The organism is Amycolatopsis sp. N2S4-7, from assembly GCF_058119595.1.
On sequence record NZ_CP172299.1, the window covers coordinates 428,945 to 452,689 of the forward strand.

The 23,745-nt window shown below is 73.7% G+C and carries 26 protein-coding genes; 11 read left to right on the top strand and 15 right to left on the bottom strand.

Annotated features, from left to right (window positions below):
* Window positions 1–100 precede the first annotated feature (100 nt).
* Window positions 101–1,003: a GNAT family N-acetyltransferase gene (locus ACH54P_RS01995; RefSeq protein WP_489910573.1), complete on the top strand. Its 903-nt coding sequence runs from the start codon at window positions 101–103 to the stop codon at window positions 1,001–1,003.
* A complete protein-coding gene (locus ACH54P_RS02000; RefSeq protein WP_489910574.1) occupies window positions 1,003–1,914 on the top strand; it encodes an NAD-dependent protein deacetylase in 912 nt (303 codons plus the stop codon). The genes ACH54P_RS01995 and ACH54P_RS02000 overlap by 1 nt, the downstream gene beginning before the upstream one ends.
* Here the strand turns inward: ACH54P_RS02000 and ACH54P_RS02005 are convergent.
* The 3 genes from ACH54P_RS02005 to ACH54P_RS02015 all read right to left on the bottom strand — a co-directional run bounded on the left by ACH54P_RS02005 (window position 1,886) and on the right by ACH54P_RS02015 (window position 4,057).
* Window positions 1,886–2,452 (bottom strand): TIGR03086 family metal-binding protein, encoded by a 567-nt coding sequence (locus tag ACH54P_RS02005; protein WP_489910575.1) that lies wholly within the window; start codon window positions 2,450–2,452, stop codon window positions 1,886–1,888. The genes ACH54P_RS02000 and ACH54P_RS02005 overlap by 29 nt on opposite strands.
* 167 nt (window positions 2,453–2,619) lie before the next feature.
* Window positions 2,620–3,075: a group II truncated hemoglobin gene (locus ACH54P_RS02010; protein ID WP_489910576.1), complete on the bottom strand. Its 456-nt coding sequence runs from the start codon at window positions 3,073–3,075 to the stop codon at window positions 2,620–2,622.
* Window positions 3,076–3,115: 40 nt separating this feature from the next.
* A complete protein-coding gene (locus tag ACH54P_RS02015; RefSeq protein ID WP_489910577.1) occupies window positions 3,116–4,057 on the bottom strand; it encodes an NAD(P)/FAD-dependent oxidoreductase in 942 nt (313 codons plus the stop codon).
* Window positions 4,058–4,134: 77 nt separating this feature from the next.
* On the opposite strand from ACH54P_RS02015, the gene ACH54P_RS02020 reads away from it, so the two are divergent.
* Window positions 4,135–4,722, top strand: a complete 588-nt coding sequence (locus ACH54P_RS02020; protein ID WP_191306572.1) for a helix-turn-helix domain-containing protein — start codon at window positions 4,135–4,137, stop codon at window positions 4,720–4,722.
* A gap of 147 nt (window positions 4,723–4,869) precedes the next feature.
* Here ACH54P_RS02020 and ACH54P_RS02025 read toward each other — a convergent pair whose 3' ends face one another.
* The gene (locus ACH54P_RS02025; RefSeq protein ID WP_489910578.1) at window positions 4,870–5,358 is read right to left on the bottom strand and encodes a GNAT family N-acetyltransferase; all 489 of its coding nucleotides are present in this window, start codon (window positions 5,356–5,358) and stop codon (window positions 4,870–4,872) included.
* Window positions 5,359–5,376: 18 nt separating this feature from the next.
* Here ACH54P_RS02025 and ACH54P_RS02030 point away from each other — a divergent pair, with 18 nt between their 5' ends.
* Entirely contained in the window at window positions 5,377–5,961 is a 585-nt protein-coding gene (locus ACH54P_RS02030; RefSeq protein WP_489910579.1) for a helix-turn-helix domain-containing protein, read from the top strand.
* 170 nt (window positions 5,962–6,131) lie between these two features.
* Window positions 6,132–7,625, top strand: a complete 1,494-nt coding sequence (locus tag ACH54P_RS02035) for a rhamnogalacturonidase (RefSeq protein ID WP_489917087.1) — start codon at window positions 6,132–6,134, stop codon at window positions 7,623–7,625.
* A 455-nt stretch (window positions 7,626–8,080) separates the two neighbouring features.
* Here ACH54P_RS02035 and ACH54P_RS02040 read toward each other — a convergent pair whose 3' ends face one another.
* Window positions 8,081–8,299 (bottom strand): hypothetical protein, encoded by a 219-nt coding sequence (locus ACH54P_RS02040; protein ID WP_489910580.1) that lies wholly within the window; start codon window positions 8,297–8,299, stop codon window positions 8,081–8,083.
* Between the two features lie 145 nt (window positions 8,300–8,444).
* Here ACH54P_RS02040 and ACH54P_RS02045 point away from each other — a divergent pair, with 145 nt between their 5' ends.
* The 3 genes from ACH54P_RS02045 to dmpG are packed head-to-tail and all read left to right on the top strand — an operon-like array spanning window position 8,445 to window position 11,583.
* The gene (locus ACH54P_RS02045) at window positions 8,445–9,611 is read left to right on the top strand and encodes an MFS transporter (RefSeq protein ID WP_489910581.1); all 1,167 of its coding nucleotides are present in this window, start codon (window positions 8,445–8,447) and stop codon (window positions 9,609–9,611) included.
* 50 nt (window positions 9,612–9,661) lie between these two features.
* Entirely contained in the window at window positions 9,662–10,561 is a 900-nt protein-coding gene (locus tag ACH54P_RS02050) for an acetaldehyde dehydrogenase (acetylating) (protein WP_489910582.1), read from the top strand.
* On the top strand, window positions 10,558–11,583 hold the full coding sequence (gene dmpG, locus ACH54P_RS02055; RefSeq protein ID WP_489910583.1) for a 4-hydroxy-2-oxovalerate aldolase: 1,026 nt from the start codon (window positions 10,558–10,560) through the stop codon (window positions 11,581–11,583). Before ACH54P_RS02050 ends, dmpG begins: the two co-directional genes overlap by 4 nt.
* Here dmpG and pip read toward each other — a convergent pair.
* On the bottom strand, window positions 11,580–12,518 hold the full coding sequence (gene pip, locus ACH54P_RS02060) for a prolyl aminopeptidase (RefSeq protein WP_489910584.1): 939 nt from the start codon (window positions 12,516–12,518) through the stop codon (window positions 11,580–11,582). The two genes, dmpG and pip, sit on opposite strands and share 4 nt — an antisense overlap.
* A gap of 50 nt (window positions 12,519–12,568) precedes the next feature.
* A complete protein-coding gene (locus tag ACH54P_RS02065) occupies window positions 12,569–14,086 on the bottom strand; it encodes an FAD-dependent oxidoreductase (RefSeq protein WP_489910585.1) in 1,518 nt (505 codons plus the stop codon).
* A gap of 64 nt (window positions 14,087–14,150) precedes the next feature.
* On the opposite strand from ACH54P_RS02065, the gene ACH54P_RS02070 reads away from it, so the two are divergent.
* Entirely contained in the window at window positions 14,151–14,795 is a 645-nt protein-coding gene (locus tag ACH54P_RS02070) for a TetR/AcrR family transcriptional regulator (RefSeq protein WP_489910586.1), read from the top strand.
* A 194-nt stretch (window positions 14,796–14,989) separates the two neighbouring features.
* On the top strand, window positions 14,990–15,256 hold the full coding sequence (locus ACH54P_RS02075) for a hypothetical protein (RefSeq protein ID WP_489910587.1): 267 nt from the start codon (window positions 14,990–14,992) through the stop codon (window positions 15,254–15,256).
* Here the strand turns inward: ACH54P_RS02075 and ACH54P_RS02080 are convergent.
* The gene (locus ACH54P_RS02080) at window positions 15,178–17,877 is read right to left on the bottom strand and encodes a tetratricopeptide repeat protein (protein ID WP_489910588.1); all 2,700 of its coding nucleotides are present in this window, start codon (window positions 17,875–17,877) and stop codon (window positions 15,178–15,180) included. The genes ACH54P_RS02075 and ACH54P_RS02080 overlap by 79 nt on opposite strands.
* Window positions 17,878–18,185: 308 nt before the next feature.
* Window positions 18,186–19,070 carry a LysR family transcriptional regulator ArgP gene (locus ACH54P_RS02085; RefSeq protein ID WP_489910589.1) on the bottom strand — a complete coding sequence of 295 codons (885 nt, stop codon included), beginning with the start codon at window positions 19,068–19,070 and terminating at the stop codon, window positions 18,186–18,188.
* Window positions 19,071–19,138: 68 nt separating this feature from the next.
* Between ACH54P_RS02085 and ACH54P_RS02090 the strand changes: the two genes are divergently transcribed.
* Complete coding sequence (locus ACH54P_RS02090) at window positions 19,139–19,741, top strand: LysE/ArgO family amino acid transporter (protein ID WP_489910590.1); 603 nt, start codon at window positions 19,139–19,141, stop codon at window positions 19,739–19,741.
* Here the strand turns inward: ACH54P_RS02090 and ACH54P_RS02095 are convergent, their stop codons facing one another.
* Genes ACH54P_RS02095 through ACH54P_RS02120 form a run of 6 tightly spaced genes read right to left on the bottom strand, consistent with a single transcriptional unit; the run spans window position 19,742 to window position 23,736 of the window.
* The gene (locus tag ACH54P_RS02095) at window positions 19,742–20,236 is read right to left on the bottom strand and encodes a methylated-DNA--[protein]-cysteine S-methyltransferase (protein ID WP_489910591.1); all 495 of its coding nucleotides are present in this window, start codon (window positions 20,234–20,236) and stop codon (window positions 19,742–19,744) included.
* Window positions 20,236–20,613 carry a hypothetical protein gene (locus ACH54P_RS02100; RefSeq protein ID WP_489910592.1) on the bottom strand — a complete coding sequence of 126 codons (378 nt, stop codon included), beginning with the start codon at window positions 20,611–20,613 and terminating at the stop codon, window positions 20,236–20,238. Before ACH54P_RS02100 ends, ACH54P_RS02095 begins: the two co-directional genes overlap by 1 nt.
* Window positions 20,610–21,323 carry a 2OG-Fe(II) oxygenase gene (locus ACH54P_RS02105; protein ID WP_489910593.1) on the bottom strand — a complete coding sequence of 238 codons (714 nt, stop codon included), beginning with the start codon at window positions 21,321–21,323 and terminating at the stop codon, window positions 20,610–20,612. The genes ACH54P_RS02100 and ACH54P_RS02105 overlap by 4 nt, the downstream gene beginning before the upstream one ends.
* Window positions 21,320–21,913, bottom strand: coding sequence for a methylated-DNA--[protein]-cysteine S-methyltransferase (locus tag ACH54P_RS02110; RefSeq protein WP_489910594.1), 594 nt, complete (start codon window positions 21,911–21,913; stop codon window positions 21,320–21,322). Before ACH54P_RS02110 ends, ACH54P_RS02105 begins: the two co-directional genes overlap by 4 nt.
* Window positions 21,910–22,392, bottom strand: coding sequence for an RNA polymerase sigma factor (locus tag ACH54P_RS02115; RefSeq protein WP_489910595.1), 483 nt, complete (start codon window positions 22,390–22,392; stop codon window positions 21,910–21,912). Before ACH54P_RS02115 ends, ACH54P_RS02110 begins: the two co-directional genes overlap by 4 nt.
* Before the next feature lie 45 nt (window positions 22,393–22,437).
* Window positions 22,438–23,736, bottom strand: a complete 1,299-nt coding sequence (locus tag ACH54P_RS02120; RefSeq protein WP_489910596.1) for a transporter — start codon at window positions 23,734–23,736, stop codon at window positions 22,438–22,440.
* Window positions 23,737–23,745 lie beyond the last annotated feature (9 nt).

A 23,745-nucleotide genomic window follows, 5' to 3' on the forward strand; every position in this document is an offset into this window, starting at 1 on the left:
GGAAATCGTGCCCCGCGCGGCCGGGCGTTACACGCCGGATCGGTCCGGCCGCACCCGGACGGCCTGCCCCGCGACGCCGATCCCTGACTATAGTCAGGGAATGGAACGGGAGCTGGTCGACGGCGTCCGGCGGTTCAGCCGGACCGTCACCCAGCGCATCGGCGCGCTCGACGACGCCTTTCTCGCCCGCGGCCGCCCGCTGGGTCAGGCGCGGGTGCTGTGGGAGATCGGCGCGGCCGGCCGGGACGTCCGCGAGCTGCGGGCGTGCCTCGACCTCGATTCGGGCTACCTGAGCCGGCTGCTGCGCGGGCTGGAGGAGGACGGCCTGGTGCGCGTCGAGCCCAGCGGCACCGACCGCCGCGTCCGGACCGCGTGGCTCACCGAGGCCGGGCTCGCCGAACGCGCCACCCTCGACCGGCTCTCCGACGACGCGGCCGCCGCCCTCCTCGCCCCGCTGTCCGGCGGGCAGCGCACCCGGCTCGTCGCCGCGATGGGCGAGGTCGAGCGGCTCCTGACGGCCTCGGCGGTCGAGTTCGCCCCGCGCCCACCCACCGACCCCGCGGCTCGCTCCTGCCTGCGCGCCTACTTCGCCGAGCTGGCCGAGCGGTTCGACGACGGCTTCGACCCGGAGCTCAGCATTTCCGCCGCCGACGCCGAGATGACGCCGCCGGCCGGGGTCCTGCTGGTGGCCACGCTGCACGGCGGCCCCGTCGGGTGCGGGGCGCTGAAGTTCCACGGCGACGCGCCCGCCGAGATCAAGCGGATGTGGGTGGCGCCGTCGGCGCGCGGCCTCGGGCTGGGCCGGCGCCTGCTGGCCGAGCTGGAGGCGCACGCGGCCGCCCACGGCGTCCGCACGCTGCGGCTGGAGACGAACCGGGCGCTCGGCGAAGCGATCGCGCTCTACCGCGCGGCGGGCTACCGCGAGGTCGCGCCGTTCAACGACGAGCACTACGCCGATCACTGGTTCGAGAAGATCCTTCTCGGCCCACGTACCCTGGCGTAGTGCGGACCCGACCCACCCTGAGCTGGACGTCGGCGGAGGCGCCGCTGCCGCGGACGGCCCGCCTCGACGAGCTGACCGACGTCGTCGCGCGCGGCGGGGTCGCCGTGCTGAGCGGCGCCGGGCTGTCCACCGAGTCCGGGATCCCCGACTACCGCGGCGAAAGCGGCAGCCTGCGCAAGCACACGCCGATGACCTACGACGAGTTCGTCACCAGCGCCGAGGGGCGGCGGCGGTACTGGGCGCGCAGCCACCTCGGCTGGCGCACGATCGCCCGCGCCGACCCCAACGACGGCCACCGCGCGGTCACGGCCCTGCGCGACGGCGGCTACCTCTCCGGCGTCATCACGCAGAACGTCGACGGCCTGCACCAGGCGGCCGGCACCCCGGACGCCGTCGAGCTGCACGGCAGCCTGGACCGGGTCGTCTGCCTGGTCTGCCGCCGGACGAGCCCGCGCGCGGAGCTGGACCGGCGGCTGCGGGCGGCGAACGCGGGCTTCGACGGCGAAGCCACCCGGATCAACCCGGACGGCGACGTCGAGCTGCCCGACGAGGTGGTGCGCCGGTTCACCCTCGTGCCCTGCGAGTCCTGCGGAGGCGTGCTCAAGCCGGACGTCGTCTTCTTCGGCGAGAACGTGCCGCGGCCGCGCGTCGAGCAGTGCTACCGGCTGGTCGACGACGCCGGCGCGCTGCTGGTGCTCGGCTCGTCCCTGACCGTGATGTCCGGCCTGCGCTTCGTCCGCCACGCGGCGAAGGCGGGCAAGCCGGTGGTGATCGTCAACCAGGGCGAAACCCGCGGCGACCGCTACGCGTCCGTGCGGGTCGACCGGCCGCTCGGGCAGGCGCTGACCGAGCTCGCCGCCCGGCTGGGCTGCGGCAGCGGGGTCAGCGAGGATCGCGGCCGAACCGCGTGAGCAGCCGGTCCTGGCGGGTCTCGCCGGTCACGCCGGGCGGGGGGTCGGCGAAGAACCGCGGGCCCAGCGCGAGCCCGGCGAAGATGGCGTCGAAGTCCTCGTCGATCCACGCGACCAGGCCCGGGTCGAGGGTTTCGTCGGCGCCGAGCGCGCGGGCGAGGTCCCAGGTGTGCACGGTGCTGTCCGCCGTGCGCACGGCCAGCGCCTGCCGGGCGGTGATCCGGCCGGGCGGGTAGTCGAGAACGCGGTCCAGTGCACCTTCCTCCCGGAAGGCGTCCGCGAAGGCCTGCACCGATCCCGCGAACGCGGCGGCGGGGTCGTCTCCCAGAGCGTCGTCGTCGCGGTGCGCCAGGAACTCTTCCCGGGTGGCGCCGCCCAGGAGCGCGATGTAGTTGAGGTTGCCGCGGGTCATGTGGTTGACCAGGGCCCGGACGTCCCAGGCGGAGCAGGGCGTCGGGGCGCCCCAGACGGCCGGCTCCACCGTGCGCAGGTGGTGCTCGAAACCCCGGGAGGCGAGGAAGAAGCGGTCGAGGAGCATGGTGGCCAGTCTGGCCCGGCCCGCGGGTGCGGCGCAGGCGGGTATCGGACGTCGTGCCGGAGGACGAGACCGGTCCGGGTGGGTGGGGGGAACCCGCCCGGACCGGTCTCTGCGACGGACCTCCACAGCCGGTCGTTCCCTGCAAGACGCGGCGGCGGCCCCGGTCGTTACACCGGCTGCAACCCGTTCCACGACCAGTGCGGCATGGCCAGCCCGGCGGGGACGTCGCCGGCGGGACCGGGGTAGGTGAGCACCTCGGCGACGGCCCATTCCATGTAGGCCCGCAGCGCGGCGCGGAACTCCGGATCGGCGGGCAGGCCGGCGTCGTCCGCGGCCCGCACGAAGCACGTCACGAACCGGCGGCCGAGGTCGCTCATGTCGCCGTTTCCGGCGTGCATCTTCAGCATCGACGAATGGTCGCCGCACCCGGTGGAGAACCGCGGCGGCCCGCCCATGACCTCGGCCCAGTACCAGGCCAGCCGTTCGACGTGCCGCGGGTGCTGACCCGGGTGCGAGAACGGGTGGTTCAGCTCCGGGTCGGCCAGGCACCGTTCGTGGTGGGCGGCGGCCAGCGCGAGGAACGCGGGGTCACCGCCGGCGAATTCGTACAGCGTGGGGCGCACCCGCCGAGCCTGGCACGCCCGGCCGCCGAACACCAGGACGTCAGCGCGCCGCCGCGGCCGCGCGTTCCGCGGCGGGGGTGAAGCCGCCGAACGCCTCGACCGCCCGCCGGACGTCTTCGGCGACGAGGTCGTGGTTCAGCGCGCCGGCGGCCGCCGCGCCCTGGGCCGCGGCGATGATCACCGTGGCCCGCGCGTCGGCGACGTTCCCGGCCGCCCACACGCCCGGCACGCTCGTCTTGCCGGACGGGTCGACGTCGCCCTCTTCGTAGCCGAGCCCGCGCAGCAGCTCGTCGTGCGGGACCGTCCGGGTGCGCAGGAACAGCGCGGCCCGCGGCACGAACCGGGCCCCGAGCTCGATCCCCGTGAGACGGCCGTCCTCGCGCCGCACGGCGGTCACGAGCCCGTCGACGACGCGGATGCCGCGCGCGTCGAGCCGCGCACGGTCCTCTTCGGACGGCGGCGCCGTGTGCGAGAAGTACACGACGTCCGGCGACCACTGGCGGACCAGCAGCGCGTGCTCGACGCTCGCGGCTTCGGTGCCGAGCACGCCGAGCGGCTGGTCGCGCACCTCGTAGCCGTGGCAGTAGGGGCAGGTGACCGCGTCGGAGCCCCAGCTTTCGCGCAGGCCCGGCAGGTCCGGCAGGTCGTCGTGGACGCCGGTGGCGACCAGGACGCGCCGGGCCGTCAGCTCCCGCCCGCCGGCCAGCCGCGCGGTGAAGCCCGGGTCGAGCCGGGTCACGCTGTCTTCGATGATCCCGACGCCGTAGCCGGCGAGTTCTTCGCGGCCGATCTTGAGCAGTTCGGACGGCGGCAGGCCGTCCCGGGACAGGAAGCCGTGCATGTGCGACGCCGGCGCGTTGCGCGGCGACCCGCCGTCGACGACCGCGACCCGCCGCCCCGCCCGGCCCAGCATCAGGGCGGCGCTCAGGCCCGCGGCGCCGCCACCCACCACCAGTACGTCGAAGTTGTCGTGTTCGCTCATGCCGCCACCTTGACCCCGGACTCGCGAATCCGACAACTAATGTTGCCGTTTCCGGGACGAGCGGGTTTCCTGGGGACATGACGGACGCGATCACCCAGGCCCTGGCCGAGGTCGGCCCCCGGCTCAAGCGGGTCCGCACCCAGCGGCGGGTCACGCTGGCCGACCTGTCGGCGGCGACGGGCATTTCGAAGAGCACGCTGTCCCGGCTGGAGTCCGGCCAGCGGAAGCCGAGCCTGGAGCTGCTGCTGCCGATCGCGCAGGCCCACCAGGTGCCCCTGGACGAACTGGTCGGCGCCCCGGAGGTCGGCGACCCCCGGGTCCGGCTGACCGCGCGGCGCATCCCGCGGCACAACGGCGCCACGATGACGGTGCTGCCGCTCACCCGCCAGCCGGGCGCGCCCCAGGCGTTCAAGATGATCCTGGAGCCGGAGACAGGCGAGCCGGACCCGCAGGTCCACGAGGGCTACGAGTGGCTGTACGTCCTGTCCGGGCGGCTGCGCCTGATCCTGGCCGACCGCGACATGACGCTGGGCCCGGGCGAGGCGGCGGAGTTCGACACCCGCCTCCCGCACTGGTTCGGCGCGGTCGGCGGCCGGCCGGCGGAGATCCTCAGCCTGTTCGGGAAGCAGGGGGAGCGGCTCCACCTCCGGGCGAAGTCCCGCTAGCCGAGTTCGCGCGGCAGGGGGGCTTCACCTGCGCGCGGCGTTCCGCTAGCCGAGTTCATGCGGCAGGGGGGCTCCACCTGAACGCGGCGTCACGCTAGCCGAGTTCGCGCTGCACAAGGAGCGGCTCCACCTGCACGCGGCGTTCCGCTAGCCGAGTTCGCGCTGCATGAGGAGCGTGTCGAGCCAGCGGTCCTGTTTGAACCCGACGCGCCGCAGCACCCCGGCGTCGGTGAAGCCCGCCGCGAGGTGCAGGTTCCGCGAAGCTGGGCTGCCGGAGTCGACGATCACCGCGATCGCCTGCCGCGCCCCGGCCTCGCCGCAGCGCTTCAGCAGCTCGCCGAGCAGGCGCCGCCCGTAGCCGCGGCCGGTGGCGGCCGGGGCGAGGTAGATCGTCGTCTCCACCGAGTACCGGTACGCCGGCTTGGGCCGCCACGGCGCCGCCAGCGCGTAGCCGAGGACCTCGCCCGCTTCGGCCAGGACGAGGAAAGGCCAAGTGCTCTCGCGGATCTTCGCGCGCCACTGGGCCGCGGTCGGCGGTGTCGTCTCGAACGTGACGACGGAGCCGGTGACGTACGGCGTGAAGACGGCGGCGATGCCTTCGGCGTCGGCCTCCACCGCTTCCTCTATAGTGGACATGGTCGGTATTATAGAGGAATGATCGATCCGGTGATCCTCGGCCGCCGCCTGCACGCCCTGCGCGCCGACCGCGGGCTCGCCCTCAGCGCGCTGGCCAAGGAGGCGGGCGTCAGCGTCAGCATGCTGTCGGCCATCGAGCGCGGCGAGAAGACGCCGACGGTCGTGGTGCTGTCCCGGATCGCCGACGGCCTCGGGCTGTCCCTCTCGCGGCTGCTGGCCGACCTCGAGACCGACCGCGTGCTCGTCCGCCGCGCGGCCGAGCAGGACCACGTCGCCGAACCGGGCGGCTGGCACCGCACGGTGCTGACGCCGGTCGTCCCCGGCGTCAACTTCGAGTGGATCCGCACGACCCTCCCGCCCGGCTGCGACGCGGGCGATTTTCCGGCGTACGCCCCGGGTTCGCACGAATTCGTCGCCGTCGAGTCGGGCGCGCTGTGCCTCGGCGTCGGCGAGACGGAGTACTCCCTGAACGCGGGCGACTCGCTCTACTTCCCGGCCGACACAAGGCATTCCTACGCGAACCGCGGCGAAGAACCGTGCGTCTACCACGTCGCGGCGCTGATCATGCGGCCCCGCTCGGCGCGACCGGCAGGACGAGCTTGACTCGTCCGATCATTTGCTCTTAGCTGAAGACGCATTCCCGATTCCGCCGTCGGAAGCACTTTGAGGTGCTTTCGCCGTGGCGAGTTGAGGGAGCTGTCGTGGGAAGAGCGTTGAGCCGCCGCCGTGTCGTCGCCTGGGGAGCCGCGGGAGCCGCGGGGGCCGCCCTGCCATTGGCCGGGTCTCCAGCGGCCGGAGCCGAGGAACCGGCGAGCCCGCCGGGCCGCTTCTTCGACGTCACGAAGTTCGGCGCGAAGGGCGACGGGCGCACCATCGACACCGCCGCGATCAACCGCGCGATCGACGCGGCCGCCGTCCGCGGCGGAACCGTCTGTTTCCCGGCCGGGACGTACGCGAGCTATTCGATCCACCTCAAGAGCAACATCGCGCTGTACCTGGCGGCGAACGCGACGATCCTCGCGGCCGCCCCGGCGGGCGGCCGGGGCTACGACCCCGCCGAACCGGGCGCGGGCAACCCGTACCAGGACTTCGGCCACAGCCACTGGCACAACAGCCTGATCTGGGGTGAGAACCTGGAGAACGTCACCATCGAAGGGCCGGGCAAGATCGACGGCCAGGGCCTCGTCGCCGGCGGCAGCGCGGAATCCGCGCCGCTCAACGGGAACAAGGCGATCGCGCTCAAGCTGTGCCGCAACGTCGCGATCCGGGACATCACGATCGTCAACGGCGGGCACTTCGGCATCCTCCCGACCGGCGTCGACAACTTCCGCCTCGACGGGCTGGTGATCGACACCAACCGCGACGGCATCAACATCGACTGCTGCCGGAACGTCCGGATCGCCAACACGACGGTGAACTCGCCGAACGACGACGCCATCGTGCTCAAGAGCACGTACGCGCTGAACCAGGTGCGCGACACCGAAAACGTCACCATCGACAACTGCTTCGTCAGCGGCTACGACCTCGGCACCCTGGTCGCCGGCACGTTCAAGACAGCGTCGGCGTACGGGCGCACCGGCCGCGTCAAGTTCGGCACCGAGTCCAACGGCGGGTTCCGCAACATCGCGATCTCCAACGTGGTCTTCGAACACTGCCGCGGCCTGGCACTGGAGACGGTCGACGGCGGGTGGCTGGAGGACGTCACGATCAGCAACCTGACGATGCGCAACGTCCAGATGCCGCTGTTCCTCCGGCTGGGGGCGCGGATGCGCGGACCGGCGGGGCTCCCGGTGGGGTTCCTGCGCCGGGTCAGCATCAGCGACGTCACCACGCACGACGCCGACCCGCGGTACCCGTCGTGCCTGGCCGGGATCCCGGGTCACCCGATCGAGGACGTGAAGCTGAGCAACATCCGCCACCACCTCGCGGGCGGCCTCACCCCCGGCGACGCGGTGCAGAACCCGCCGGAGCTGGAGACGGCCTACCCGGAGCCGTCGATGTTCGGCACGCTGCCGGCGTACGGCTTCTTCGTCCGCCACGCGCGCGGCGTGAGCCTCGACAACGTGGACGTGAAGTTCGGCGCGCCGGACACGCGCCCGGCTTTCGTGCTGCGCGACGTCGTGGATCTCGACGTGCACCACTGCCGCGCGGACAAGGTGGCCGCCACGCCGACGTTCGTCCTGGACGACGTGGGCGACTTCCGGGTGAGCGACGGCCGCCCGGTGCCGGAGGCCCGGGTGGAGCACGCGGACCACCAGGAGCTGTAGCGGCCGGTTTCGCTGTTTCGCCGGTATCGGGGGCGTGGCGTTGGTAGCGTCCGGATCGTGCGGATGGGGTGGAGCGGTCTGGTCCTGGGAGTGGTCCTGCTGGCGGGAGCGTGCGCCGCCGGCGGCGGTTCGGGCAGCGGCCGCCTGGTGCCGTCGACCACGCCCGAGCCGACGCCGAGCACCACCGCAGTTCCGGCGACGACGGAGTTCCCGCTATCCACGGCGACCGCGCCGCCGACGACCCCGACGAGGGCCCACGCCCCGACGGTGACGGCGAAGAGGTCGACGCCGACCCCTCAGCGGCGCCCCACTACTCGGAGGACCCGCTGAGGTCGGTCGCTGCGCGCTGAGCCAGGCGGTGGGGCGACGCCTCAGCGCCGCCCCACCGGCGCACCCCGCTGACGCGGCGTCCGGCGCCTTCCCGGCCGCCGGAACCCTGCCTGCGCCCCTGAAGCTCAGCGGCCGCGAAGCTGCGGCCTCGCCAGACCCAGTCCCGCGCAGACGATCAACGCCACCGCCACGACAGCGACGAGCACTTCCAGCACCGGCACCCGGGTGCCGGCCGCGGGCAGGGTGATGATGCTCGACACCAGCAGGAGCACCCCCGCCGCCATGGTGAGCCAGCACAGCGGGGCGGTGGTCGGGATGATGTGCCAACGGTTCCGCTCGGCCATCGAACCTCCTCGGTCGGTCTCTCCCCGAAGCTGCCCCGGTCCGGAGCCGATCAAACCGGCGGGAATCCGACGTGACCCCGCGCGGCCACGGAGCTGTCGCAAACCTGCCAGCCCGCGCGCGCCGCCGCCGGTCTACTGGGGCCCCATGAACGCACCTCCGCAGCACCGATGGGCCGCCGTCGCGGCCGTGACCGTCGGGATCTTCGCCATCGTCACCACCGAAATCCTCCCCATCGGCCTGCTGACGCCGATCGCGGACGGCTTCGGCGTCCCGCCCGGGACCGCCGGCTGGACCATGACCGTGCCCGGTCTCGTCGCCGCCGTCGCCGCGCCCGTGGTCACCGTCGCCACCGGACGGTTCGACCGGCGGCTCATGCTGGCCGGGCTGATGCTGCTGCTCGCGGTCGCCGGCTTCCTCGCCGCGGCCGCGCCCGCGTTCTGGGTGCTCCTCACCGCCCGGTTCCTCGTCGGCCTCGTCATCGGCGGCTTCTGGTCGATCGGCTCGGGTCTCGCGCCCCGGCTCGTCGGGACGGCCGCCGCCGCGCGGGCGACGGCGGTGATCTTTTCCGCCGTGCCCCTCGGGTCGGTGCTGGGCGTGCCGCTCGGCACCCTCGTCGGCCAGCTCGCCGGGTGGCGGACGGCGTTCGCCCTCCTGGGCCTGCTGAGTCTCGGCACCGCCGCGGCGCTCCTCACCCTCACCCCGTCGTTGCCCGCCCGGCAGATCACCGCGTTCGACGTCCTCAGTGGCCTGTTGCGTCAGCCGAAGGTCCGAAGTGGACTCCTGGTGACCTTCCTCGTGGTCCTGGCCCACTTCGGTACCTACACCTACGTAACCCCGCTGCTGCAGGACATCGTCCGGCCGGGCGTGCTCAGCCTCTACCTGCTCGCGTACGGCGCCGCCGGGATCGCGGGCACCTTCCTCGCGGGCCTGAGCCGCAGCTCCGAAGCCACCTTCGCCGCCGCGGCCGCACTGATCGGGGTGTCGGCCGTCCTCCTGCCGCACGCCGGCCCGGTCGGTGCGCTCGCGCTCCTCCTGCTGTGGGGCGTCGCCTACGGCGCGGTGCCGGTCTGCTCGCAGACCTGGTTCGCGCGCGCGGCACCGGACGCGCCCGAGGCGGCGACCGTCCTCTTCACGGCGTCCTTCCAGGCGACGATCGCCGCCGGTGCGCTGGCCGGCGGCTTCGTGGTCGACGCCGTGTCGGTGCCGGCCGTCATGACGTGCGGGGGAGTGGCCGCCGCCCTCGCGGCCGGGGCGGTCGTCCGGAGCGCCCGCGCCCGCGAGGAGGGGAACACGCCCTCGGCGTTCCGCTGACCGGAACAGACGGCTGTCGTGGACGGCGGCCGCGGTGCGACGGTCGGGGCATGGCTCCCGTGATGGCGGCGATCGTCGGCCCCGGCAACATCGGCACCGATTTGCTGGCGAAGCTGCGACGCAGTGAAGTGATCGAAGTCGGCTACGTGGTCGGCGTGGTCGAGTCCGACGGCCTCGAACGCGCCCGTGCGCAGGGGATCGAGGCGTCCGCCGAGGGCGTCGACTGGCTGCTGCGCCAGGATCCCCTGCCGGAGCTCGTGTTCGAGGCGACGTCGGCGAAGGCGCACGCGGCGAACGCGCCGCGGTACGAGGCCGCCGGCATCCAGGCGATCGACCTGACCCCGGCGCACCTCGGCCCCATGGTGTGCCCGCCGGTCAACCTCGGCGCGCACCTCGGCGCCCCGAACGTCTCGATGATCACCTGCGGCGGTCAGGCCACCATCCCCATGGTGCACGCGGTTTCCCGGGTCACCCCGGTGCCGTACGCCGAGATCGTCGCCTCGGTGGCTTCGCGCGGCGCGGGCCCGGGGACGCGGGCGAACATCGACGAGTTCACGCGCACGACGTCGCACGCGGTGGCGGAGGTCGGCGGCGCCGGGCGCGGCAAGGCGATCATCATCCTCAACCCGGTCGAACCGCCGATGATCATGCGGGACACGGTGTTCTGCGCGATCCCGCTCGACGCCGACCGCGACGCGATCACCGCGTCGATCCACGAAATGGCCGAAGAGGTCCGGAAGTACGTGCCGGGCTACACCCTGCGGGCGGATCCGCAGTTCGACGACGCGCGCGAGGAGTGGGACGGTCACGCGCGGGTCGGGATCTTCCTGCAGGTCCGCGGCAACGGCGACTACCTGCCCGAGTACGCCGGGAACCTGGACATCATGACCGCCGCGGCCGCCCGCGTCGGCGAGCTGATGGCCCGCGCGAAGCAGGAGGTGCCCGCATGACCCGCCCCGAACTCGAGCACGACGTCCGGATCGTCGACACGACGCTGCGCGACGGCAGCCACGCGATGGCGCACCGCTTCACCGAGCAGCAGGTGCGCGACACGGTCCGGGCGCTCGACCGCGCCGGCGTCGAGGTCATCGAGGTGACCCACGGCGACGGACTCGGCGGTTCGTCGTTCACCTACGGCTTTTCCGCCGTCGACGAACTCGAGCTGATCGCCGCGGCCCGCGAAGAGGCGAAGCGGGCGAAGATCGCCGTGCTGCTCGTGCCCGGCATCGGCACGGCGGAGGACCTCCGGCGCGCCTTCGACGCGGGCGCGGAGATGGTGCGGGTCGCGACGCACTGCACCGAGGCCGACGTCTCGCCGCAGCACTTCGGGCTGGCGCGGGAGCTCGGGATGGAGACCGCCGGGTTCCTCATGATGGCGCACCGGACGCCGCCGGAGGACCTGGCGAAGCAGGCACGGATCATGGTCGACGCGGGCTGCCAGGCGGCCTACGTGACCGACTCGGCCGGGGCGCTGCTGATGCACGAGGCCCGCGACCGGTTCGAGGCGCTGGTCGCCGAGGTCGGCGACACGGCGTGGATCGGCTACCACGGGCACCAGAACCTCTCGCTCGGCGTCGCGAACTCCGTGCTGGCCTACGAAGCCGGGGTCCGCTACATCGACGGTTCGCTCTGCGCGCTCGGCGCGGGCGCCGGGAACTCGCCGACGGAGGTCCTCGCGGCGGTGTTCGACCGCCTGGAGATCGACACCGGCCTCGACGTCGGCGGGCTGCTCGACGCGGCGGAGGAGGTCGTCCGCCCGTACCTGCACCGGTGGCCGAAGATGGACCGCAACGCGATCGTGCAGGGCTGGGCCGGCGTCTACTCGAGCTTCCTGCTGCACGCCGAGCGCGCGGCGGAGCGCTACGGCGTCCCGGCGCAGGCGATCCTGCGCCGCTGCGGCGAGCTCGCGCTGGTCGGCGGCCAGGAGGACATGATCATCGACGTCGCCGTGCAGCTGGCGGCGGAAGGCTAACGCGCGAACCGGTCCAGGGCGGCCAGCTTCCAGGCGCGTTTGACGTCGCTCGCGTGGTGCCCGGACCGGTCGTCGACGAGCAGTTCGGCGCCCGGCCAGGCCCGCGCGAGCTCCCACGCGGTGGTGACCGGGCAGCTGAGGTCGAGGCGGCCGTGGATCAGCACGCCGGGGATGCCCGCCAGGCGCCCGGCGTCGCGGATCACGGCGCCTTCCTCGAGCCAGCCACCGTGCGCGTAGTAGTGCGTGGTGAGCCGGGCGAACGCCAGCAGCGCGGCGTCCGGTGGTCCACTGTGGACTTCGGTCGGGGCGCCCGGTTCCAGGGACAGCACCGTTTCTTCCCAGGCGTACCACGCGAGGGCGGCGCGCTCGCGCTGGTCCGGATCTTCCATCAGCCGCGCGTAGGCGGGTACGACGTCGTCGTCCCCGGCGACGGCGCGGAAGAGCTGCCACGCCTCGGGGAAGAAGCGGCCGGCGCCGCGGTACAGCCAGTCGAGCTCCGACCGGCGCGTCGTGCTGATCGCGCTGACCACGATCTCCGACACCCGGTGCGGAAAGCGTTCGGCGTACACCAGCGCGAGCGTCGTGCCCCACGAGCCGCCCGTCACCAGCCAGCGCTCGATGCCGAGGTGCTCCCGCAGCCGTTCGAGGTCGGCGACGAGGTGATCGGTGGTGTTGTGCCGCAACGATGTCGCGGGGTCGGCGGCGTGCGGACGGCTCCGGCCGCAGCCGCGCTGATCCAGCAGCACGACGCGGTACCGGGCCGGGTCGAACATCCGCCGCATGCCCGGCGTGCAGCCCTGGCCGGGGCCGCCGTGCAGCACCACCGCCGGCTTGCCGTCCGGGTTCCCGCAGGTCTCCCAGTACACGTGGTGCCCGTCGCCGACGTCCAGCAGTCCGTGGTCGTAGGGCTCGATCGCCGGGTGGAGTTCGATCACCACCCCATCCTGCCCGGGCGCGCCGGGTGCCGGCGCGCCCGGTCCGTGCGTCAGGCGGGCTCGCCGAACCACCGGCGCAGCACCGCTTCGAGGCCGGTCGCCGCGCCGTCTTCGCGGGCCCAGGCGACGAAGCCGTCCGGCCGGATCAGCACGCCGGTCAGCGCCGGTTCGCTGTCGCACTTGGCGGTCAGCACCCCGACGCGATCGGCCCAGCCGCCCGCCGTCTCCCGCAGGCCGGCGTGGTCGGCGAGGTCGAGCAGGAGGGCCCGGCCGTCCCGCAGGTGCTCGCCGAGCCGGGTGCCGTCGGCGAACGCGAAGTCGGGCGCGCCGCGGCCGGTGAGGTCGTGCTCGCCGTCGATCGGGTACCGGTGCAGGACGCCGGAGAGCTTCTTGGCCAGGTACGTCGCGCCGTCGTCGGTGTGCAGCAGGTCGGTGACGACCTGGCGCAGCGCCTTGGTCCGGACGTCGCTGCGCATCAGCGCGACCTGGGCCCGCGTCCACTCGAGCACCCACTCGCCGATCGGGTGGCGTTCGGTCGTGTAGGTGTCGAGGAGGCCGTCGGGCGCCCAGCCGCGGACGGTCGCCGCGAGCTTCCAGCCGAGGTTGACGGCGTCGCCGATGCCGAGGTTGAGTCCCTGCCCGCCGAAGGGGGAGTGGACGTGCGCGGCGTCCCCGGCGAGGAGCACGCGGCCCCGGCGGTAGGTGGTCGCCTGCCGCGCGTTGTCGGTGAAGCGCGTCGCGCTGTGGACCTTCTTCACCCGGATGTCCGCGCCCGACACCCGCCGGAAGCTGTCTTCCAGCTCCTGGGCGGTGATCGGCGAGTCCCGGTCCTCGGGCGGCCCGTCGAACTCGACGGTGAGCATCCGGCCGGGCATCGGCCCGTGGACGTAGAGCCCGCCGGTGCCGTGCTGCCAGCCGGCGGGCAGCGCTTCCGCGCCGGTGAGCTCGGCGAGCGCCTGCCTCCCGGTGATGGCGGGCTCGGTCCCGGGGAACTCGAACCCGGCTCGCTTGCGGACGAAGCTGCGGCCGCCGTCGCAGCCGACGAGCCAGCCGGCGCGGACGGTGTCCTCATCGCCGAGCCGCACGGTCACGCCGTCGTCGCCGGCGTCGAACCCGGTCACCTCGACGCCCCGCCGGAGCTCCACCCCCAGCTCGAGCGCGCGCTCGGTGAGGATCGCCTCGACCGCCTGCTGCTGGATCACCACCACGCGCGACGCGGGCCCGACGTCCCGGAAGGCGGGATCGCCGAAGTCGACACCGTGGGAGGCGACCATGATCCCGGCGAAGTGCCCCACCGGCAGCGTGCCCTTCGGCCCGCCTCCGCCGCGCGACTTCATGAACTCCTGGATCTTCTCGAAGTTCTGCCGCACGACCTCGTCCATCGCGGGCAGCAGGCCACGGCGGTAGAAGGCCTCGGCGGTCGTCAGGTTGACCCCGCCGGCCTTGATCGTCCGGTCCGGCTCGGGGAGCCGTTCGACGACGAGCACGTCCACGTTCTTCAGCCGGAGTTCGCAGGCCAGCATCAGGCCGACCGGCCCGCCCCCGGAGATCACCACATCCCAGTTCATGCCTCCGATGATGCCAGAAACTTTTACCGAGTCAAACTTTGGGCTCGGTCTATACTCTCGGCTCATGGCGGATCACGGACTGCGCGAACGCAAGAAGCAGGCCACGCGCCAGCTCATCTCGAACGTGGCGACGGGCCTGTTCATCCAGCGCGGCTTCGAGGAGGTGACGGTGGCGGAGATCGCCGAGGCGGCGGGGGTCTCGAAGATGACCGTGTTCAACTACTTCCCGCGCAAGGAAGATCTCTTCCTCGACCGCCACGCGGACCGGCTGCGCGAGCTGACGGAGGTGGTGCGCACGCGCCCCGAGGGCGTCTCGGCCGCGACGGCCCTGCGCCGCCACCAGCACGAGCTCCTCGCCGCGGGCCACCCCCTGTCCGGCGCCATCGCCGGCGGCCCCGGGTTCTGGTGGGTGCTGACCTCGAGCCCCGCGCTGATGACCCGGTGGTACGAGCAGGAACGCGAGATCGCGGAGGCGTTCGCCGAGCTGTTCACCGAGGAGACGGGCGACCCGTTCCGCTCCCGCGTGGTCGCCGGCCTCCTGACGACGGCGATCACGACGGTCTTCGCCCACGCCATGGGGCGGATCTTGGCGGGGGAAGACGTCGAGCAGGTCCGGCGGGAGCAGGCCGGGTTCATCGATCAGGCCTTCGACCTGGCCGAACACGGGGTGGGGGACTTCCCGGACGGGCCTGCCGGCGGGGCTCGCTAGGCCCGCGCTCCGGTGTCCACGTTCGTCCAGCTCTGTCCAGGAGCACCCCTGGAATAGGGAGCAAGCTGGTCTACTTCGCTCGTCCGGAGAGGGGGAGCGATGGTGCAGACCAGGTTCGGGGATGGCCTGGGGGCGGGCCGGGACGGGCACGCGGCGCCCGGGTCCCGTTGACCGGAACGGCGTGGTGGTCCGCGGTGGCCCTGGCCGCGGCTCTCGCGGCGGCGCCGCCGGTCGCGGCGTCCGCGGCGCAACAGCCCGGCTCCTCCTCGAAGAGCGGGGCGCCCGACCACTACGTGTACCGCATCTCGGCGGACCGGAGGCTGGTCCGCGCGCCGGACGGCGGCTACCGGGTGGTCTACGCGATCACGGCGACGCGGCGCGCCTACTGGTCGTGGCCGGTGGCCGGATCGTGGCCGGTGGCCGGATCGTGGCCGGTGGCCGGCGAGGGGCTGCGGCCGTGATGCGTCCCGTGGGGGAGGTCGCTCGGCGGCGAGGGGCTGCGGCCGTGATGCGGCCCGTGGGGGAGGTCGCACGCCGCGATGCGGGCCCGGACCTTCGCGGCTGCGGGGTGGCGCAGGTCCTCGTAGAGCGCGAGGGCGCCGCTCCACAAGCGCTGGGCGCCCTCCGGATCTTCGCCGGCCAGGGTCTCGGCGATCCCGGCGAGCGCCCTGGCCTGTTCGTACCGGTCGCCGGCTTCCACCGCGAGGGCCCGCGCCGCCTCGTGGTGCTCACGGGCTTCGCGGAACCGTCCCAGCCCGCGCAGCGTGGTGCCGAGGCTGTTGCGGACATCGGTGAGGATGCCGTGGTGGCCGGGGTCGGCCAGCTCCAGGGCCCGTTCGTGGAAGGGCAGGGCCGCAGCGAAGTCGCCGGCCCGCGCGTGGTCGAGGGCGATGCCGTTGGTGGCGTCCACCTCGCCGTCCCGGATCGAGAGTTCCTGGTAGAGGGCGAGGGCGCGCTCATGGTGGTCGAGGGCCTCGGCGCCGCGGCCGCCGGCCCGGTGGGCGTCGCCCAGGTTGTTGAGCGCGTGCGCCTCACCCAGCCGGTCACCGATCTCGCGGAACAGCTTCAGGGCCGCCGTCAGGTGGTCCTCGGCGCCGCCGAACGCCTCCGCCCGCATCGACGTCACGGCCAGGTTGAGCAGGACCGCGGCCTCGCCCCGCAGGTCACCCGCCTTCCGGCGCAGCAGCAGGGACCGCTCGTAGGCCGCGACCGCCTCGTCGAGCCGGCCGAGCAGGCCGGCGACGATCCCGAGGCTGTTGTTCGCGCCGGCTTCCCCGGGCTCGTCGCCGAGCTCACGCCGCAACGCCACACACTGCTGCGCGTAGGCGAGCGCTTCGGTGTAGTGGCCGGCGTTCCGGTAGACGGTGCTGAGGTTGCGCAGGGCTTCGGCCTCCGCGGCGGCGTCTTCGCCGGCCCGCGCGGCGGACAGGGCGAGGTGGTGCAGGGCCATGGCGTCGGCCGTGTGCGTCTGCGTGTCGAACTCCCGCCAGAGCGTGCCGGCGAGCTCGCCGATCCACCGGGTCCAGCCCTGGGCTTCGGCCAGCCGCACCATCCCGATCACGGTCGCCCGCTCGGCGGCGAGCCAGGCGCGCGCCGCCCCCGCCTCCGCGAGGTCGGGAACCGCGGTCGCGCCCGGACGGGCGATCCGGGGCCGCCGCTCCCGTTCGGCCGGGTAGAGCGTGTCCATCGCCGTCATCGCGGTGAACGCGTAGTAGCCGAACAGCCGCTCCAACGGCTCCGGGGAGCGATCGCCGCCGGCCACTTCGAGGGCGTACGCCGCGAGCAGGTCGTGCATGCCGTAGCGGCCCGGGCCGGTGGAGTTCACCAGGTGGGCCCGGACGAGTTCGTCGAGCAGCGCCGCCGTCGACACGAGGTCCGTCCCCGCCAGCGCCGCGGCGGCGTGCAGGTCGAAATCCGGGCCGGGGTGCGCCCCCAGCAGCCGGAACAGGCGGGCTGGGCCCTTCGCCAGCGCGCGGTACGACCAGGAGAACACGGCCCGGACCGCCGTCCGGTCGTCGCCGCCGGCGTCCAGCACGGCCAGCCGCCGGTGCTCGTCGTGCAGCTCCCGCACGGCGTCGGAAAGGGTGACTTCCGGCCGGCTGCGGACGTACTCCCCGGCGATCCGCAGGGCCAGCGGCAGACGGGCACAGGCCTGCGCCAGCCCGGCGGCCGCGGCCGGCTCGTCGCCGACCCGTTCCCCGATCAGCATCCGGACCAGCGCCACCGCGTCCGCCAGCGGCAGCAGGTCGAGGTCGATCCGCCGGGCCCCGTCGCGCGCGACGAGCCCGGTCAGGGCGTCCCGGCTGGTGATCAGGGTCAGGCACCCGGGCGCGCCCGGCAGCAGGTGCCGGACCTGCTCCGCCGAACGCGCGTTGTCCAGGAAGAACAGGAACCGCTTTCCTTCGGACACCGAACGCAGCAGCGCGGCCCGTTCGTCCAGCGACGCCGGCATGTCCTCCAGGTCGACGCCGAGCGCCCGCAGCAACCGGCCGAGCGCCTCGTCCGGCCGCATCGGCGCCTCGACGTCGTAGCCGCGCAGGTTCAGGTGCAGCTGCCCGTCGGGGAACCGGCCGGCCACCCGGCGGGCCCAGTGCACGGCCAGCGCGGTCTTCCCCACTCCGGCCGTGCCCGCGATGGCGGACACCACCACCGACACCGGCGAGCCGCCGTCCGGGTCGGGCAGGAGGTCGTCCAGGGCGACGAGCTGGTGGTGCCGGCCGACGAAACCCGGGACGTCCGGCGGCAGCTGCCGGGGCACGACGGCGGGCGGCGCCTCGCGCCGGCGCCCGTCACGGTCGGCGGTGATCCGGAACCAGGCCTCGCTCCACGCGCCGAGTTCGCCGGGGCGAGCGCCCAGCGCGAGGACGATCCCGTCCAGGACGTCGATCGGCGGGAGCGCCTTGCCCGAGACGTAGGTGTGCGCGGTCGAGCGCGGCAGCCCGGTCAGCCGGCTGAGGTCCTGCAGCGAAACGCGGCTCTTCCCGGTGCCCCGGGCCGCCCGGCGCCGCAGCCGGTCGAGAGCTTCGGCCAGCCCCGCGAGGTCCGTCACCGCGGACGGGTCGGGCTCTGAACCTTCGCGCACGTGTGTTCCCTTCCCGTTCGGCCACCCGGGCCGGGAATTTCCGTCCGCATTCTCCCAAACCGCCCGGACCCCGCCACCAGGCCGGTCCTCTCGGCGCGCTCTCGACGGCGGGGCATGGCCGCTGCCGGTCAGCGGAGGGTGTTCCGCGCGCCGTGGGCCGGCGCCGCCGCCGGTCAGCGGAGGGTCTTCCTCTCGGCGGTGGGAATGGCCGCTGCCGGTCAGCGGAGGGTGTTCCGCGCGCCCTGGGCCAGCGCCGCTGCCGGTCAGCGGAGGGTGTTCCGCGCGCTGTGGGCCAGCGTCGCCGTCGGTCAGCGGAGGGTCTTCCGCGCGCCCTCGGTGACCGCCGCTGCCACGGCCGCCAGTGCGGGCGAATCCAGCTTCCACTGCTGCCAGTGCAACGGCACGTCGAGCGGGCGGTCCGGCGCCAGTTCCACCAGCGCGTCGCCGCGGGAGGCGGCCTGGATCTCGGGAACCATGCCCCAGCCGAGGCCCGCCGCCACCGCGTCCACGAAGGACTCCGACGCCGGGATGTGGTGGCGCACCAGGCTGAAGTTCCGGCGGCGCGTGAGGCCGCGCAGGAAGCGGTCCTGCAGGTCGTCCTTCCGGTCGAAGACGATCACCGGCGCGGCCGGGAGCAGCTGGGGGAGCGGGCCCGAAGCCAGCCGGCGCGCCACGAACCCCGGGGACGCCATCGCGCGGTAGCGCATCCGGCCCAGCCGGACGGACGTACACCCCTGGACCGGCTGCGGCGCCGCCGTCACCGCGGCCATCACCAGGCCTTCGCGCAGCAGCTCCGCCGTGTGGTCCTGGTCCTCCCGCTGCAGGTCGAAGCAGATCCCGAGGTGTTCGGGGACACCGGCCAACGCGGGCAGGAACCAGGTGGCGAGCGAGTCGGCGTTCACGGCGATCGACAGCGTCCGCGTGCCGGCCGAGCCGAGGCCGAGTTCGGCGCGCGCGTCCTGCTCCAGCTGGGCCAGCGACCGCGCGAACCGGACCACGACCTTGCCCGACTCCGTCAGCGAGACCGGTTTCGTGCGCAGCAGCAGCACCCGGCCGATGCGCTGCTCCAAAGCCTTGACCCGCTGGCTGACCGCGGACGGCGTCACGTGCAGCACCGCGGCGGCGGCGTCGAAGCTCTGCTCGTCCACGACGGCGAGCAGGGTCCTGACCTGGTCGAGGGGCAGATCCGACATCACGAGCGCTAATGTTACGTAAGAATCTTTAGCTGGAGTAATGCGGTCACGGGACCTAGCGTCGAGGGGTGTTCGCTCTCCTCGTGGCCGGGTTCGGGACCGGCCTGTCCCTCATCATCGCGATCGGCTCCCAGAACGCGTTCCTCCTGCAGCAAGGCCTCCGTGGTGGCGCGGTGGCGCCGCTGGTCGTCATCTGCGCCGTGTCCGACCTCGTCCTGATCGGCCTCGGGGTCAGCGGGATCGGCGCCGTGCTGGCGCGGTGGCCGACCGCGATCGGCGTCATCGCCGTCGGCGGCGGCCTGTTCCTCCTCGGCTACGGCGCCCTCGCCGCGCGGCGGGCGTTCCGGCCGTCGGTCATGACGGTCGGCGACGAACGGACGCCGCTGCGCAAGGCCGTGCTCGCCTGCGTCGCCTTCACCTGGCTCAACCCGCACGTCTACCTCGACACCGTGCTGCTGCTCGGCTCGGTCGCGGTCGCCCACGGCGACGGGCGCTGGCTCTTCGGCGCCGGCGCCGGGATCGCCAGCGCCGTCTGGTTCAGCGCGCTCGGCTTCGGCGCCCGCCGTCTCGCGGGCGTCTTCGCGAAGCCGGTGGCCTGGCGGGTCCTCGACGTCCTGATCGCCGTGACCATGACCGGCCTCGGCGCGGCGATGCTGCTCGGCCGGGTCTGATCACCACAGCTGCCCGCGCTCCTCCGCCGGCGGGCGCTCCAGCTCCAGCAGGAACACCTTCCGCTTCAGCCCGCCCGCGTACCCGGTCAGCTTCCCGTCCTTGCCGACGACGCGGTGACACGCCACCAGGATGCTCAGCGGGTTGCGCCCGACCGCGGCCCCGACCTCGTGCGGCAACCCGCCGACGGCCCGCGCCAGCTCACCGTAGGTCGCGGTGGCGCCGTAGGGGATCTTCGCGATCTCCGCCCAGACGGCGCGCTCGAAGTCGTCGCCTTCGGCCCGCACGGGCAGGTCGAACGCCGTGCGTTGCCCGGCGAAGTACTCCTTCAGCTGCCGGACGGCTTCCGGGAACGCGGAGCCGTCCCGCGGACCGAACGCCGACCGGTCCGGGCGCGTCCAGTGGTGCGGGAAGTACAGGCCGGTGACGACCTCGCCGTCGTCGTCGCCGACCAGGGTGAGTTCGCCGATCGGCGAGTCGAGGATCGTGTGCCGCATCAGTCCTCCCAGGTGGTGCCGTCGGCCCGGGCGCCCCGGATGCCGGGCAGCCGGAAACCGGCCAGTGCCGCGGTCAGGACCGTCCGATGTGGACGCCAGGACGTCGACATCCGCAGCCGCAGCGCCATTCCGGCCCAGCCGGCCGGGGTCGCGCTGACGACCCAGACGTCCGGGTCCGGCGCCGCGAACCGCCGGGCTTGGCGCAGCCACGACGCCGCCGTCTCCGGCCACGTCACCGTCGCCAGCACCGGCCCGCCCCACGCCGCCGCGATCCGCGCCCCGTCGGCCCGCGACACCGGATCCACCGCGGTGCCGATCACCGCGTGCCGCGCCGGCCCCATCAGCCGCAGCACCGCGGCCAGCTCCTCGGCGGTCATGCCGCATCGTGGAACACCAGGCCCAGGGTGTGCCGCCGCCCCGAGCGGACCGCCGAAACGCCGTGGCGCACCGGGGCCGCCGACCAGCCGCGCGCCGAGCGGACCGGCCGGTCGCGGGTGGTGAACACCAGGCCGTGCCCCTGCGGGATGAGCGTCGCGGTGCCGCGGGACTGCGCCCGCGGCCGCTGCTCGACGAGCAGGAACTCGCCACCGGTGTGGTCGGCGCCCGGCTCGTTGAGGTTGATCACGACCTGCAGCGGGAACACCTTGTCGCCGTAGAGGTCGCGGTGCAGCGCGTTCCAGCCGCCCGTCTCGTAGCGCAGCAGGATCGGCGTGGGCCGCTCCTGCCCCGCGGCGTGGCAGATCGCCAGCCACTCGTCCAATGTGGACGGCCACTCCGCCTCACGCCCGAGGCGGGCGTGCCAGTCCCGCGCGATCGGCAGCAGCCGCGGGTAGAGCGCCTGCCTCAGCCGCTGCACCGGCTCGGGGAACGGCGAAGCGAAGTACCGGTAGTCGCCGTTGTCCCCGAAGCGGTGGCGGCGCAGGTTCACCGTCGCGCGGAAGTGCGCCGGCTCGTCCCACAGCCCGGCCAGCCGGGCGCACTCGGCCGGGGTGAGCAGCCGCGGCAGGAGCGCGCAGCCGTAGTCGTCGACCTCGGCGGCCACCGCGTCCCAGTCGGCCGCCGCGACGCGCTTTTCGAACGTGGTCACGCCGCCTCCATCGTCAGCAGGGTCCGCTTGGCCTCTTCGCCGCCGGCGTACTGGCCGTACGACCCGTCCGACCGGACGACCCGGTGGCACGGCACGACCACCGGCAGCGGGTTGAGCGCGCACGCCGTGCCGACCGCGCGGACCGCCTTCGGGCTGCCCGCCGCCGCCGCGACCTGCGCGTAGCTTTCGGTGTGGCCGTAGCCGATCTCCGGCAGGTGCTCCAGGACGGAAAGGCGGAACCCGCGGGCGAGCCGGAAGTCCAGCGGCACGTCGAAGGTGCGCCGCCCGCCGGTGAAGTACTCGTCCAGCTGCCGGGTGACCGCCTCGAGCCGCGCCGGGGCGCGCAGGATCCGCGGGCTGATGGCCTCGGCGAGCGCGGCCAGCACGGCGTCGTGGTCCTGGCGGTCGAAGGCCACCTTGACCAGGCCCTGTTCGGTCGCCGCGAGCAGCAGCGACCCGACCGGGCTGTCGAGCGTGCGGTAGGCGACGTCGAGCAGCCCCTCGCGCTCCGCCGCGGCGGTCAGCCGCTCGTGCAGGCGGTGCGGCGTGACCTCGAAGTCCGCCGGAAGCGACGCGATGATGTCCGTCATGAGTGCGCTCCTTCCAAGCTGGCGGGGTAGGTGGCCCGCAGGGCCTTGATGCCGTCGGCGGCCGCCCGGCGGGCGGCGTCGGTGCTGCCCCCGGTGATCTCCGCGATCTCGCGGTAGGGCAGCCCGGCCAGGTAGTGGTAGGCGACGGCGGCGCGCTGCTTGTCCGGCAGCCGCGCGAGCGCGTCCCACAGGTCGCCGTCCGGCGCCTCGGCGCGGCCGGGCCGGTCCGGGATCTCGCCGACCGGCACCGGATGTCGGGCCTGGGCCCGGGTGACGTCGATGGCCTTGCGGTGCGCGATCGTGACGAGCCACGCCTGCACGTTCGCGTCGGCGGGCAGCCCGGGGTACGCCTTGAGGGCCGCGAGAAAGGTCTCCGACCAGGCGTCTTCAGCGTCTGCCGGGCCGAGGACGGCCCGGCAGACGCGAAGGACCATCGGCCCGTGCTCGGCCACGATCTGCTCGAACGGTTTCACGATCACACCCTGCAGACGTCCGGGGACGCCGGAACGTGAGATCGGATTTTGTCACGCGTACGGGTAAACCCAGTACCCGTCCCCGTCGAGCAGGTGGTTGTTCACGACGAACTGCTCGACATCCGCCAGCAGGGCCTGGTAATCGCCGCTCGGCACCGGCTGGACGGCGTACGACGGGCCCCGGTCGACCCCGGGGACCGGCAGGGTGGCGCCGTCGCGGGTGGTGTCGAACGGGTAGACCCCGCAGGTGTTGACCTGCCCGTCCGGCCGGGTCGCGTAGTCCGGCCCCCAGCGCTGGGTGCACGCCAGTTCCGCGGTGGCGCGGTGGGCGGCCCGCGCGGCCGTGTCGTAGTGCAGCCGGGTGATCGGGTACGTCCGGCTCGACCCGGTGCCCTGGTAGCCGGGGTTGCCCGGGACGAAGTGGCCCTGGGCGAGCCCGGGGTAGGTGCTCGCGAAGCTGTTCATCGCGGTCCGGATCAGCGCCGCCGACGCCGGGAAGCCGGACGTCGCCGAGTTGTCCAGGGTGTACAGCGGCTGGAACCCGAACGCGCAATCGCTGCCGCCCGCGTACGCCGGGTCCAGCAGGCGGGCGACGTCGCAGCGGAGGGACGCGCTGTGCGCGCCCGTGGTCAGCGTGGTGCGCTCGCCGGTTTCCTCGGCGACCAGGTGGCGCTCGCCGACGTACCAGGTGCGCTGCTCGGCCTGGACCGCGGGCGGGTCGGCCGCCACCGGCGGATCGGTGCCCTCCATCGTGAAGACGTGCGCTTCGTCCGGCTTCGCCCGCCAGTCGGCGATGCTCTTGACGACCTGCTCGGACGGCGTGTCGCAGTGCGCGGTGCCGGTGGTGGACCGGGGAGCGCAGCTCATCGACACGCCGAACCGCATGGCGTCGGTGACGACGCCGGACACCGACCAGCCGACCATCCGCGTCGCGACCTCCAGGCGCCGTTGCGCCGGCAGCAGGTTGCCGGTGGAGACGACCCGCGCCGTCGCCGTCCCGATGACCGCGCAGCCCGCCTCGGGACAGGCGTAGCGCTGGTAGGCCATATCCGTGATGGTGCAGCTGGCGAACCGGTTCTTGGTCCAGTAGCCGGCGCGGATGTCCTTGCGGCACTCGTCGAACGTCACCGGGGACGGCGTGTTCTGGCCGGCGGACAGCTGCCGGGTCTCCGCCGGGGCGGCCGGCGGCAGCGTCCGCAGGTCGAGGGACTTCGTGAGCGGCACGCCCGCGGGGACCTCGCGGAAGAGGCCGACCGAGCGGTCCGGCGCGGCGTGCGCCGTGGCCGGGCTGATCGAAAAGAAGGCGACGAGGATGGCGAGGGCGCTGGCGGCCCCTCTTCGACCAGGCATTGCTCCCCA